Below are 11,982 nucleotides of genomic sequence, written 5' to 3' on the forward strand. Positions count from 1 at the left end.
ACATGAGCAAGACCTCTACGCCGCGCAGACGGGGCGGCATCTACGCACGGCTGGCGGCGTTCGCGCTGTTGGCCGGTGCCCTGTTGCTCGCGGGCGGCTCGCCGGCCGCCGCCGCGTCGACGATCAACATCAACCCGGAAAACGTGCCGACGATGGCGTCGCAGGTCACCCAGAACTGCGACCCCAACCTCGGCGGCGGGCCCTTCGCGAACGAGGACGTGTGGGTCTTCAACCTGCCGGGCAACCCGAACACCAGCGGCACCTTCCAGACGGTCACCGCGACGTTCAGCACGCCGACCGGCGACGTCACGAGGACGATCCCCACCGACCAGAACAGCGCGATCGTCAACAACATCGGCACCAGCAAGGCATGGATCCGGACCCCGGCCGGCTGGACGCTCATCAGCGCCACCGCGGTGATCTCCGGAACCGCGGACTTCTTCGTCCTCAGCAACACCTGCGCGGCGTCGAACCCGCGGGTGAACCCGAAGCTGCACCTGACCAAGACCGGATCCCCCGCCCAGGGTGTCAAGGCCGGTGACGTGATCACCTACACCTACACGGTGACGAACCAGAGCACCGGCACGACCAACCCGATCACCGACATCACCATCGACGACAACACGGTCACCGGCATCACCTGCGAGGACACGTCGCTCACGCCGGGGGAGAGCACCACCTGCACCGGCACGTACACCGTCAAGAAGAGCGACGTGAAGAACGGCAAGATCGTCAACACGGCGCAGGCCCTCGGGATGTTCCTCGAGCAGACGGTGCCGTCCAACGAGGCCACGTTCACCGTGACCACCAAGCCCGCGCCGCCGAAGCAGGTCGGCCTGTCGATCGACAAGAAGGCCCGGGTCGAGTCGGACTGCAGCAAGAAGTGTGAGAACGACGGCCACGCCGCCAAGGGCGACAAGATCTTCTACACCTACCGGGTCGCCAACACCGGCACCGCCACCATCACCAACGTCGGCGTCGAAGACCCGGCAGCCGGCGAGGTGATCTGCAACAACACCACGCTGGCGCCGCGCACGAGCACCGACTGCCACGCCGTCAAGCCGCACGTGGTGACCAAGGCCGACGTCAAGCACGGGAAGGTGGTCAACACGGCCCGGGCGAGCGGCACCTTCCAGGGCAGGGTCGTGGTCTCCGACCCGGTCACCGTCACCGTCTGCATCCGGGGCGGCAAGTACGACCACCGGCACCACGGCAAGCACGACAAGGAGCTGCCGGTCACCGGCGACAACTCCGCAGTGGCCCTCTCCCTGGGTGGTGGCCTGCTGGCCGCCGGCGGTCTCCTGATCGGGGCCAGCCGGATCCGCCGTAAGGCGGGCGTCCAGGTCTGATCGGTACGGCAGGCACTCCGGGCACCGCAACCGGTGCCCGGAGTTTCCTGTTGTCACGACGACCGGGCGGATGGCGCTCAGCAGGCCCGCCTGCCGGCTCTCGCGGCTGCCCGCCTCCCGACGGCGTCCCACCCGACCGCACCGGGCACAGCATGTCGGGTCGGGCACCCTCCCGCGCGCCTAGCGTTGCCCTGGAAAACAGGGAAGGAGAACCGGGTGCTGGAACGGCTCAACCAGGCCATGGAGCACATCGAGCGGCACCTCGACCAGCCGATCGAGGTGGCCGAGCTGGCGCGGATCGCGGTGACGTCGGAGTACCACTTCCGGCGGATCTTCTCCGCGCTGGCGGGCGTCGGCCTGTCCGAGTACATCCGCCGCCGGCGCCTCACGGTCGCGGGCGCGGAGGTGCTGTCGGGGGAGCGGACGCTGCTCGACATCGCCGTCCGCCACGGCTACAGCTCCACCGAGGCGTTCGCCCGGGCGTTCCAGGCCGTGCACGGCGTGGGGCCCGGCGAGGCCCGGCGTACGGGGGCGGCGCTCCGCTCCCAGCCCCGGATGTCCTTCCGACTCGTCGTCGAAGGGAGCAGCAGCATGCGATACCGGATCGTACGCAAGGAGGAGTTCCGGCTGGTGGGCCGCAGGGCGCGGGTACCGCTCGTGCACGAGGGGATGAACCCGGCGATCGTCGCCTTCGTCAGGGGCATCGACCCGGAGACGGTACGCCGGATCGAGGCACTGTCCGACCAGGAGCCGCAGGGCATCGTCAACGTCAGCGACAACGTGGCCGACGGCCGCGCGGAGGGCACCGAGCTGGACTACTGGCACGGCGTGGTGACCGGCGCGGACGCGCCGGAGGACCTGGACGCGGTCACGGTGCCGGCGGGCACCTGGGCGGTCTTCGAGACCTCCGGGGCGTTCCCGCAGGCGGTGCAGTACCTGTGGCGGGACGTGTTCACCCAGTGGTTCCCGTCCAACCCGTACCGCAGCCGGCCGGGGCCGGAGATCTCCCGTACCCGGATCTCGGCGGACGGCACCGAGGCGGAGGCCGAGCTGTGGATCCCGGTGGAGCCGGTCAGCCGCTGACCTCGGCCAGGACGCGGCGCTGGAAGGCCCGTGCCTCCGGCCCGCTCGGCGGCGGCCCGCCCGCCCGCGCGGCGATCGACCGCGCGACCAGGTCGGCGGGCCCGCCGTCGCCGGCCGCCGCAACGGCGGCCGGGCCGTCGGCGGGGTCGGCCGGCCAGCCTCCGGCGGTCGGCTCGGTCGGCCAGCCGTCGGCGATCAGCCGGCGGCCGGCGTCGACCTTCGACAGCCAGACGCCGTGGCGGACCTTCACCAGGGACCGGCACGCGCCGAGCACCGCGTCCTCGGCCCCGGGGGCGGGGCCGTCGCCCGGCGGGGTCGGCAGGGCCAGCCACCAGCGCAGCGCGTCGGTCAGCAGGCGGCGCAGGTCGGCGGGGGAGAGGTCGGCGAAGGTCTCGGCGGCCGGCGGCCCGAGCAGGGCGTGCCCGCACTGGTGCAGGATGCTGCGATCCAGGCCGTACCAGAACAGGCCGTCCTCCGCCGCCCGCTCGGCGGCGGCCCAGGTGGCCCGGAACGCCATCCGCGCGCCGGTGTTCAGCTCGACCTCGAACCCGGGCTCCGGCGTGCCGGAGGCGGCGACCGCCCGGCGGTAGACGACCATTTCCAGCCCGCGCGCCGGGCAGGGCAGCGCCTCGTGCCGCAGCCGCGCCACCAGCTCGTGCCTGCGCGCCAGGTCGAGGGCGTCCGCGCAGACCAGCGCCACGTCGACGTCGCTGCGCCCCGGCTGGTACGCGCCCAGCCCCACCGAGCCGGCCGCGTACGCCCCGACGAGGTCGTCGCCGAGCACGTCGCGGGCGGCGGCGACCAGGTCGGCGAGGTAGCGGCGCAGGGCCGGGTCGAGGTCACTCATCGGACTCGGTCCACACCGTGCCGGCGGGCAGGAACCAGGCGGCCTGCTCGGCGCCGAGGGCGTACGCGAGGACCAGCCGGGCGTGCCGGTCCAGTTCGGGCAGCCGGTGCGGCGGGAACCACTCCACGGACACCGACTCGTCGTCGTTGACCCGCGCGGTGCCGGTCAGCAGCCGGCACTCGAAGCCGAGGTTCAGGTATTCGCAGCGGTCGCCGTTGGGATAGGTGTGCGGGTGGGTGAGGACGCTGCTCAGCCGCACCGGCTCCACGTGCAGGCCGGTCTCCTCCCGCACCTCGCGGACCACGGCCGTGGCCGGCTGCTCGCCGGGCTCGACGACGCCGCTGACCACCGACCAGCGCCCGTCGTCGGCGCGCTTGCCGAGCAGCAGCTCGCCGGCGTCGTTGCGGACCACCGCGCTCACGCTCGGCAGCCAGAGCAGGCTGTGGCCGACGTGCTCGCGGATCCTCAGGATGTAGTCCGATGCGCCCACCCGGCGACCCTAACCCGCACTCCGGCCGGCGGCCCGCCCCGCGTCACCCCGCCCAGCTGATCGCCCGGGCGACCCGGGCGTACTCCTTCGCCAGTTCGGCGTCGATGCGCGCCATCCGCTCCTCGGTGAGCACCACCGCCGCCTCGTGCGCGGGCCGGCTCTCCAGCATCCGCCGCCGCAGCCCGGCGGGCGGGTGCGAGGAGAACAGCGACACCTCGTCGCGGACGGAGAGCTGGCGCAGCAGCGGCAGCCGGTCCTCGGCCGCCGCGCGGGCCTCGGCCGCCGCCGTCCGCCACCGGTCCGCGCCGTGCCCGGCCCGCGACTCCCGGCGTAACGGCGCGCGCCGTCGACTCCATCGCGAGCATCACGTCCAGCAGGCCGACCGCGCCCGTCGTCCCGGCGGCCCGGGCGGACATCGCAGCGCGACGGCCAGGCTGAGCAGCGCCACGCCGAGCAGGACGGACAGGCTCGGGAAGGGGAACGCCACGAGCAGCCAGACCCCGGTGACCGCGAGCGCGACCACCGCGCCGATCAGCACCAGCGACGCCCGCCGCGGTCAGCAGCGCGGCGCCACCCCGCCCGTTCGCGTCGAGCGGGCGCCCGACCAGGCGGGCGTACTGGCTGCGGGTCGTCCGGAACGCGAGCCGGTAGGTCCACCGGTCCACCCACACCCAGCCGAACTCGCGGTCACGCCGCCGGCCGTCGTACGCGTCGAGGTTCCACTCGCAGCCGGCGCACCAGGGGACGGCCTCGGCCAGCGACACCGTGGCGGCGCCGCATCCGGGGCACGTCCGCGTGCCGGACGTCGTCTCGATCACGACGCCCGATCCTGCCGACGGTCACCGTCCACCGGAACCGGCTGTTCAGCCGATGCCCGCCCCGGGTGCCGACGGGCGGCGGCGTTGACCGCACCTGCGGCGCGCGGGCGGTCAGTCCGGGCAGGACAGCCGTTCGAGGGCGGCCGGGCCGGCCTCGGCGTGCACGACCTGCGCGAAGCAGGCCGACGCGTCGGCCCGCTGCCAGCCGAAGACGGACGCCGCCGTCTTGGTCACCCGGACCCGGAACACCAGCCGGACCGCCGGGGCGGACGCCGGCCCGTCGCCGCGCACCGTCAGTACCTCGACCCCGGCCACCGAGCCGGCCGCCTGCCGCAGCGTCGACTCCCCTGCCCCGGGGTCGGCGAGCAGCCGCGCGCGGGCGAGCTGCGCGGTCGCGGTCACCTCCCGCTCCGCCCGCTGCTCCAGCCGCTGCTGCGACCGGTCCCGCAGCAGCGGCAGCCCGGCGACCACCCCGATCACGGCCAGCACGGCCGCCAGCGCCGCGACGGCCAGCCCGCGCCGCAGCCACACCGATGTTCCTCCCCCGCGTCGCACGGGGGGATTGTGCGACACCGGTGCAGCCCGCGGCTGCCCCGTCGGGCCCCCGCCGGGCGGCCCCGGGAGGCCCGGACGCCGTGTTTTCGCAGTTCCCGCCCCCTGCGCCCGGAACCACGTCTACTGTGGAGAACGTCGGCGACTTGTGGTGTTCCGGTGGCGGCCGGGTGGTTCGCGGTGCACAGTGATCCCATGAGCGACAGCGGAAGCGGTGCGCACTACTACTGGTGCACCCGACACCACCGGGTCGAGACCGATGCCGACGTGTGCCCCGCCAAGCACGTTCTCGGGCCGTACGCCTCAGCCGCCGACGCGGAGAACGCCCTGCAGCTGGTGCGGGAGCGCAACGAAGCGTGGGACGCCGAGGACGCCCGCTGGGCCGGGGAGGACAGATAGGCGGCGCGGGACGGCCCGCGTCGAGGTACCCCGTGCTCTGCGAGGGCGAGAGCACGTCCCCAAGGAGGGAACCGAGATGGCCGAAGCACAGCAGGCCACCACCCGCCCGGCCGCCAGACGTACGCCCGCCAGGAAGACTGCCGCGGCGGAGCGTTCTGCGGGCGCGACCCGGACCGCGCGGCCGACCGCCTCGACCACCGCGGCGAAGAAGGCGCCGGCCAGCAAGGCCGCCGGCGGCGCCGGGCGGGCCCCCGCGAAGAAGACGACCGCGGCGAAGAAGACGACGGCCGCCGCGGCGAAGAAGGCTCCCGCGAAGAAGGCGGCGACCAAGGCCACCACCGCGGCGAAGAAGACCACGGCCGCCGCGAAGAAGACCACGGCTGCCGCGGCGAAGAAGGCGCCCACCGCGGCGAAGCGGACGACGGCGGTAGCGAAGCGGACGACGGCCGCGGCGAAGAAGGCCCCCGCGAAGAAGGCGGCGACGAAGGCCACCACCGCGGCGAAGAAGACCACCGCGCCGGCGAAGAAGGCTCCCGCCAGGACGGGCGCCGCCGCCCGCAAGGCCACCTCGGCGGCGAAGAAGGCCGCCACGACGCCAAAGAAGACCACGACGGCGGCGAAGGCCCCGGCCAGGAAGGCCCCCGCCGCGAAGACGACGCCGGCCCGCAAGACGGCCGCGACCCGGCCCGCCGGCGGCGCCCGCAAGGCGGTGGCGAAGAAGGCCCCGGCGAGGAAGGCGACCGCGACGTCGGCCACCACCCGCAAGGTGGCCGCGAAGAAGGCCCCGACCAAGACCACCGCCGTCAAGGCGCCAGCCAAGAAGGTCACCGTCCGCAAGGCGCCGGCCCGGGCCACCGCCGCCCGCGTCACCGCCGCCCGGGCCACCGCGCCCCGCGCCGGGCGGGCGGGCGCGCGCAAGGCGACCGGCTGATCCCGGCGTCGCGGCTCCCGGCGCGCGCCGGGAAGCGGATCACCCGCCACACTGTCAGGATTGACCCCGTGGTGATCCGACGCGTACTCGCGCCCCGCATCGACTTCGGCGCGCTGCGCCGCGAGCTGGGACTGCCCGAGGGTTTCCCGGCCGCGGCGCAGCGCGAGGCCGACGACGGGGCGGCGGCGCCGCCCCGGCCGGCCGTCGACCGCACCGACATCCCGTTCGTCACCGTCGACCCCGCCGGCTCGCGCGACCTCGACCAGGCGATGCACCTCGCCCGCCGCGCTGGCGGCGGCTACCGGGTGACGTACGCGATCGCCGACGTGGCCGCGCACGTGCGCCCCGGCGGCGCGCTGGAGGAGGAGACCTGGCGGCGCGGGCAGACCGTCTACCTGCCCGACGGGACCGTGCCGCTGCACCCCGAGACCCTCAGCGAGGGCGCGGCGAGCCTCCTACCGGCCGTCGACCGCGCCGCCGTGGTGTGGACCGTCGACCTCGACTCCGACGGCGGCACCGTCGGGGTCGCGCTGGAGCGGGCGCTGGTCCGCAGTCGGGCCCAGCTGGACTACGTCGGCGTCCAGGCGGCCGCCGACGCCGGCCGGCTGCCCGACCCGATCGCCCTGCTGCCCGAGATCGGGGCGCTGCTCACGGCCCGCGGCCTGCGCCGGGGCGCGATCAACCTGCCCCTGCCCGAGCAGGACGTGGAGGCCGACGGAGACGGCTGGCGGCTGGTGCTGCGCGGGCCGGTGCCGATGGAGGAGCACAACGCCCAGATCTCCCTGCTGACCGGGATGGCCGCCGCCGACATCATGCTGGCCGGGCGGATCGGCCTGCTGCGCACGATGCCGGCGCCGAAGCCCGAGGCGGTGGCGCGGCTGCGGGCCGCCGCCGCCCCGCTGGGCGTGCACTGGCCCGACGGGGCCGGCCCCGGCGAGGTGATCGCCGGGCTGGACCCGGCGCAGTCCCGGGCGGCGGCCTTCGTCGACCAGGCGGCCGAGCTGATGCGCGGCGCCGCCTACACCGCCTTCGACGGCGCGCCGCCGGAGCAGCGGGAGCACGGCGGGGTCGCGGCCGCGTACGCCCATGTCACCGCGCCCTTGCGGCGCCTGGCCGACCGGTACGCCACGGAGGTCTGCCTGGCCCTGCACGAGGGCCGGCCGGTGCCCGACTGGGCCCGCGCGGCGCTGCCCCGGCTACCCGAGGTGATGGCCGCCACCGACCGGACGGCCTCGGCGGCCACCCGGGGCGCGATCGAGCTGGCCGAGGCGGTGCTGCTCCAGCACCGGGTGGGGGAGACCTTCGACGCGGCGGTGCTGGACGTCGACGCGGCCCCGGACGGCCGGGCCCGCCCGGGTCGTCGGCCCGGCGGCACGGTGGCGCTGGACGACCCGCCGGTGCGGGCCCGCTGCCTGGGCGAGCTGCCGCTGGGGGAGCGGGTCCGGGTCCGGCTGGTCACCGCCGACCCGGTCGCCCGCTCGGTCGCCTTCGAGCAGGCCTGACGCCGCCGGCCCGCCGACCCGGCCTGCCGCCGGTTCGTTCGCGCGCCGGCCGCCGCCTGCCCGTTTGTGTGCGACGCGTGCGCGCCGGCCGCCGCCTGCCCGTTTGCCGCGCCGCGTGCGCGCCGGCCACCGCCTGCCCGCCGGCCACCGCCTGCCCGGCGGCCACCGCCGCCCGCCTCGCGCGGCCGTCAGCGTGGGGGCGGCAGCGGGGTTTGTCACAGTGCCGGCCGCTGCTGCCGGCGGGCGGGGTTTGCGAGGATGGCCGCATGGCTTACGACGCGAGCACCCTGCCCGACGTGTCCGGGCTGACCGTCGGCATCATCGGCGGCACCGGCGACCAGGGGCGGGGCCTCGCGTACCGGTTCGCCCGGGCCGGCCAGACGGTGCTGATCGGCTCCCGGTCCGCCGAGCGGGCCGCGCAGTCCGCCGAGGAGATCGCGGCGCTGCCGGGCGTCCCGGCCGGGGCCGAGGTCACGGGCGCCGGCAACGAGGAGGTGGCCCGGCTCAGCGACGTGGTCGTCATCGCGGTGCCGTGGGACGGGCACGCCGCCACCGTCGCCGCGCTCGCCGAGCCCCTCGCCGGCAAGATCGTCATCGACTGTGTCAACCCGCTCGGCTTCGACAAGCAGGGCCCGTACGCGCTCGCGGTGCCGGAGGGCAGCGCCGTCCAGCAGGCCGCCGGGCTGCTGCCCGACTCCCGGGTCTGCGCCGCCTTCAACCACGTCAGCGCGCCGCTGCTGGCCGATCCGGAGATCGACCGGATCGACCTCGACGTGCTGATCTGCACCGAGGACCGGGAGCTGGTCGGCGTGGTCGCCGCGCTTGCCGCCCGGATCCCCGGAATGCGCGGCATCTACGCCGGCCGGCTGCGCAACGCCCACCAGATCGAGGCGTTCACCGCCAACCTGATCGCCATCAACAAGCGCTACAAGGCGCACGCGGGCATCCGGGTCACCGACCTCTGACACCGGGCGGGGCGGGGCCAGCCTCGCCGGTGCCGCGAAGCCGCGTCGGGTCTGCCCGGGCAGCGACCCTCCACTGTGCCCTTGCTGCCGGCCGGGCTCTGCGCGGCCGGCTCCCGGCGCCGGCTGAGGGGACCGTCCGGCCACCCGCCCAGCCCGACCCGGCACGGTCCGGCGACGCCGTGCGTCGCCGGACCGGCTGACCGGCGTCAGAAGGTGTGCTCGGCGGCGGGGAAGTCGCCGCCGCGGACCTCGTCGGCGAAGCGGCGGGTCGCGTCGGCGAGGGTCCCTGCCAGGTCGGCGTAGCGCTTCACGAAACGGGGCGCCTTGCCGGCACGCAGGCCGGCCATGTCCTGCCAGACCAGCACCTGGGCGTCGGTGTCCGGACCGGCACCGATGCCGACGGTCGGGATCGGCAGCTCTGCCGTGATCCGCTTGGCCACCTCGCCGGGCACCATCTCCAGCACCACGGCGAACGCGCCCGCCTCGGCCACGGCACGGGCGTCGGCGATCACGTCGTCGGCCGCGTCGCCGCGCCCCTGGACCCGGTAGCCGCCGATGGCGTGCTCGCTCTGCGGGGTGAAACCGATGTGCGCCACCACCGGGATACCGGCACCGGTGATCGCGGCGATCTGCGCGGCGCAGCGCCGGCCGCCCTCCAGCTTCACCGCGTGGCAGCCGCCCTCCTTCATGAACCGCACCGCCGTGCGCAGCGCCTGCGTCGGGCCCTCCTCGTACGAGCCGAACGGCAGGTCGCCGACGACCAGCGCATGCCGGGTCGCCCGGACCACCGCGCGGACCAGCGGCAGCAGCTCCTCGACGGTCACCGGCACCGTCGTCTCGTAGCCGAAGACGTTGTTCGCCGCCGAGTCGCCGACCAGCAGCACCGGGATGCCGGCCTGGTCGAAGATCGAGGCGGTGTACTGGTCGTACGAGGTGAGCATCGGCCACCGCTCGCCGCGCTCCTTGGCGGCGATCAGGTCGCGGGTGCGGACCCGCCGGGTGGCCGGGCCGCCGTAGAGGGCGGTCACCTCGGACGGGGTGGACTCCACCATGACTCTCTCCTTCCTCGAGGCCGCGTGCGCGGTCCCCGGGTTCCGCCGCGATCGTCGCACCACCCGACCGGCCGGCGGCAGAGCTCAGTGGAGGATGTCACTCCCGGGCCGACGCCGGCCCGGGAGTGGCACGGCTCAGCCGTCCTCGCGCCACCGGTTCGTGATCGGCAGCCGGCGGTCCCGCCCGAACGCCTTCATCGAGATCTTCGTGCCCGGCGCGGACTGCCGCCGCTTGTACTCGGCGGTATCCACCATCCGCAGCACCCGGTCGACGACGGCCGGGTCGTGGCCGGAAGCGACCAGCCCGTCGCGGCCGAGGTCGCCGTCGACGTAGCCGATCAGGATCGGGTCGAGCACGTCGTAGTCCGGCAGCGTGTCGCTGTCCAACTGGCCCGGGCTCAGCTCGGCGCTCGGCGGCTTGCCGATCGAGCTCTCCGGGATCGGCGGGCTCTCGCCCCGACGGGCGGCGTCGGCGTTGCGCCACTTCGCGAGCCGCCAGATCAGCGTCTTCCAGACGTCCTTGACGGGGTTGAAGCCGCCGACCGAGTCGCCGTAGAGGGTGGAGTAGCCGACCGCCAGCTCGCTCTTGTTGCCGGTGGTCAGCACCAGGTGGCCCTCCTGGTTCGACAGCGCCATGAGGATCACCCCGCGGACCCGCGCCTGGAGGTTCTCCACGGACACGCCGGAGAGCGACATGTTCGCCAGGAAGGTGTCCACCATCGGCTGGATCGGCTCGACCCGGTAGTCCAGCCCGGTGCGCTTCGCCAGCTCCGCCGCGTCCTCCCGGCTGTGCTCCGAGGAGTGCTGGCTGGGCAGCGACACGCCGACCACCCGGTCGGCCCCGAGCGCGTCGACGGCCAGCGCGGCCGCCACCGCCGAGTCGATGCCGCCGGAGAGGCCGAGCACCACCGACGGGAACCGGTTCTTGTTGACGTAGTCGCGCAGGCCGAGCACGAGCGCCTGCCACACCTCGGCCTCGTCGGCCACGGGGGCGATGGTGCCGCCGGTGGCGACGGGACCGCCGGCCGGCGGCGGGATGTCGTCGACCGCCGCGCGGACCACCCGCATCCCGTCGGCCAGCGCCCGGTCGTCGCCGCCCGCCTCCCCGGCGGGTGGCAGCTCGACGTCGTGCACCAGCAGGTGCTCGACGAACTGCGGCGCCCGGGCGAGGAGTGTGCCGTCGGCGGTCACGATCATGGAGTCGCCCTCGAAGACCAGTTCGTCCTGGCCGCCGATCATGTTGACGTACGCGATGGTCGCCCCGGCCTCGGCGGCCCGGCGGCGCACCAGCGGCAGCCGGATGTCGTCCTTGTTCAGCTCGTACGGCGAACCGTTGATGTTCAGGACCAGGCCGACGCCGGCCTGGCGTGCGGCGGCGAACGGGCCGCCGGCCTGCCACAGGTCCTCGCAGATGGTCAGCGCCACGTCCACCCCGCCGATCCGGACGACGGTCAGCGCGTCGCCGGGGACGAAGTATCGGTCCTCGTCGAAGACCCCGTAGTTGGGCAGGTGGTGCTTGAAGTAGGTGGCCACGACGCCGCCCCGGTGCAGCAGGGCGGCCGCGTTGCGGGCGCCGTGACCCGGCTCCGCGTCGCCGCTGACCTGCGGCGGGCCGTCGGCGTCCAGGTAGCCGACCAGCACCGGCAGCTCGCCCAGCCCGTCCGCGGCGAGGTCGGCGGCGAGCCGCTCCAGCGCGGCCTTCGACGCGGCGACGAACGACCGCCGGAAGACCAGGTCCTCGACCGGATAGCCGGTCAGCGCCATCTCGGGGAACGCGACGAGCTGGGCGCCGGCGTCGGCGGCGCGGCGGGTCCAGTCACGGACCAGGCCGGCGTTGCCGGCGAGGTCGCCGACGGTCGGGTTGACCTGGCACAGGGCGAGACGCAGGGTGGGCATGCCCTCATCTTGCCCCAGCCGTCCGAGCCCGACACGCTGGGCGGGGCGAGACGGCGGCCACCGCCCCAGGGCGCTGCCGGACGGCGGCGGCGGGCCCG

Annotated in this window: 13 protein-coding genes; 6 read left to right on the plus strand and 7 right to left on the minus strand. The window is 75.0% G+C overall.

Going from position 1 to position 11,982, the window contains the following annotated elements; all coding sequences use genetic code 11:
* Positions 1-2: 2 nt before the first annotated feature.
* Both ACGF5C_RS10875 and ACGF5C_RS10880 read left to right on the plus strand, forming a co-directional pair.
* Positions 3-1,349 carry an LPXTG cell wall anchor domain-containing protein gene (locus tag ACGF5C_RS10875; RefSeq protein ID WP_393299540.1) on the plus strand — a complete coding sequence of 449 codons (1,347 nt, stop codon included), beginning with the start codon at positions 3-5 and terminating at the stop codon, positions 1,347-1,349.
* A gap of 216 nt (positions 1,350-1,565) precedes the next feature.
* Positions 1,566-2,432, plus strand: coding sequence for a GyrI-like domain-containing protein (locus ACGF5C_RS10880; RefSeq protein WP_393299541.1), 867 nt, complete (start codon positions 1,566-1,568; stop codon positions 2,430-2,432).
* Here the strand turns inward: ACGF5C_RS10880 and ACGF5C_RS10885 are convergent.
* The 5 genes from ACGF5C_RS10885 to ACGF5C_RS10905 all read right to left on the minus strand — a co-directional run bounded on the left by ACGF5C_RS10885 (position 2,422) and on the right by ACGF5C_RS10905 (position 5,142).
* Positions 2,422-3,279 carry a nucleotidyltransferase domain-containing protein gene (locus tag ACGF5C_RS10885; RefSeq protein ID WP_393299543.1) on the minus strand — a complete coding sequence of 286 codons (858 nt, stop codon included), beginning with the start codon at positions 3,277-3,279 and terminating at the stop codon, positions 2,422-2,424. The genes ACGF5C_RS10880 and ACGF5C_RS10885 overlap by 11 nt on opposite strands.
* Entirely contained in the window at positions 3,272-3,769 is a 498-nt protein-coding gene (locus ACGF5C_RS10890; RefSeq protein WP_357694503.1) for an NUDIX domain-containing protein, read from the minus strand. Before ACGF5C_RS10890 ends, ACGF5C_RS10885 begins: the two co-directional genes overlap by 8 nt.
* A gap of 43 nt (positions 3,770-3,812) precedes the next feature.
* Positions 3,813-3,983, minus strand: coding sequence for a hypothetical protein (locus ACGF5C_RS10895; RefSeq protein ID WP_393299545.1), 171 nt, complete (start codon positions 3,981-3,983; stop codon positions 3,813-3,815).
* 150 nt (positions 3,984-4,133) lie between these two features.
* The gene (locus ACGF5C_RS10900) at positions 4,134-4,307 is read right to left on the minus strand and encodes a hypothetical protein (RefSeq protein ID WP_393299548.1); all 174 of its coding nucleotides are present in this window, start codon (positions 4,305-4,307) and stop codon (positions 4,134-4,136) included.
* A 391-nt stretch (positions 4,308-4,698) separates the two neighbouring features.
* Positions 4,699-5,142: a hypothetical protein gene (locus ACGF5C_RS10905; protein ID WP_393299550.1), complete on the minus strand. Its 444-nt coding sequence runs from the start codon at positions 5,140-5,142 to the stop codon at positions 4,699-4,701.
* A gap of 192 nt (positions 5,143-5,334) precedes the next feature.
* Between ACGF5C_RS10905 and ACGF5C_RS10910 the strand changes: the two genes are divergently transcribed.
* The 4 genes from ACGF5C_RS10910 (at position 5,335) to npdG (ending at position 8,936) form a co-directional block, all read left to right on the plus strand.
* On the plus strand, positions 5,335-5,538 hold the full coding sequence (locus ACGF5C_RS10910; RefSeq protein WP_350707829.1) for a hypothetical protein: 204 nt from the start codon (positions 5,335-5,337) through the stop codon (positions 5,536-5,538).
* A 76-nt stretch (positions 5,539-5,614) separates the two neighbouring features.
* The gene (locus ACGF5C_RS10915) at positions 5,615-6,469 is read left to right on the plus strand and encodes a histone (protein WP_393299553.1); all 855 of its coding nucleotides are present in this window, start codon (positions 5,615-5,617) and stop codon (positions 6,467-6,469) included.
* A 68-nt stretch (positions 6,470-6,537) separates the two neighbouring features.
* Positions 6,538-7,971, plus strand: coding sequence for an RNB domain-containing ribonuclease (locus tag ACGF5C_RS10920; RefSeq protein WP_393299555.1), 1,434 nt, complete (start codon positions 6,538-6,540; stop codon positions 7,969-7,971).
* A gap of 266 nt (positions 7,972-8,237) precedes the next feature.
* Positions 8,238-8,936: an NADPH-dependent F420 reductase gene (gene npdG, locus ACGF5C_RS10925; RefSeq protein WP_393299557.1), complete on the plus strand. Its 699-nt coding sequence runs from the start codon at positions 8,238-8,240 to the stop codon at positions 8,934-8,936.
* Positions 8,937-9,142: 206 nt separating this feature from the next.
* On the opposite strand, the gene panB is transcribed toward npdG, so the two are convergent.
* Entirely contained in the window at positions 9,143-9,988 is an 846-nt protein-coding gene (gene panB, locus ACGF5C_RS10930; protein WP_393299560.1) for a 3-methyl-2-oxobutanoate hydroxymethyltransferase, read from the minus strand.
* Between the two features lie 135 nt (positions 9,989-10,123).
* Entirely contained in the window at positions 10,124-11,884 is a 1,761-nt protein-coding gene (locus ACGF5C_RS10935) for an NAD+ synthase (RefSeq protein WP_393299563.1), read from the minus strand.
* Positions 11,885-11,982: the final 98 nt, after the last annotated feature.

Source organism: Micromonospora sp. NPDC047620, assembly GCF_043205005.1.
Lineage (GTDB): Bacteria > Actinomycetota > Actinomycetes > Mycobacteriales > Micromonosporaceae > Micromonospora.

Bases quoted from the DNA above. Each gene is read 5' to 3' on its own strand.
- ACGF5C_RS10910 (WP_350707829.1), top strand. From the start codon at position 5,335: ATGAGCGACAGCGGAAGCGGTGCGCACTACTACTGGTGCACCCGACAC.
- ACGF5C_RS10915 (WP_393299553.1), top strand. From the start codon at position 5,615: ATGGCCGAAGCACAGCAGGCCACCACCCGCCCGGCCGCCAGACGTACG.
- ACGF5C_RS10875 (WP_393299540.1), top strand. From the start codon at position 3: ATGAGCAAGACCTCTACGCCGCGCAGACGGGGCGGCATCTACGCACGG.
- npdG (WP_393299557.1), top strand. From the start codon at position 8,238: ATGGCTTACGACGCGAGCACCCTGCCCGACGTGTCCGGGCTGACCGTC.
- ACGF5C_RS10885 (WP_393299543.1), bottom strand. From the start codon at position 3,279: ATGAGTGACCTCGACCCGGCCCTGCGCCGCTACCTCGCCGACCTGGTC.
- panB (WP_393299560.1), bottom strand. From the start codon at position 9,988: ATGGTGGAGTCCACCCCGTCCGAGGTGACCGCCCTCTACGGCGGCCCG.
- ACGF5C_RS10935 (WP_393299563.1), bottom strand. From the start codon at position 11,884: ATGCCCACCCTGCGTCTCGCCCTGTGCCAGGTCAACCCGACCGTCGGC.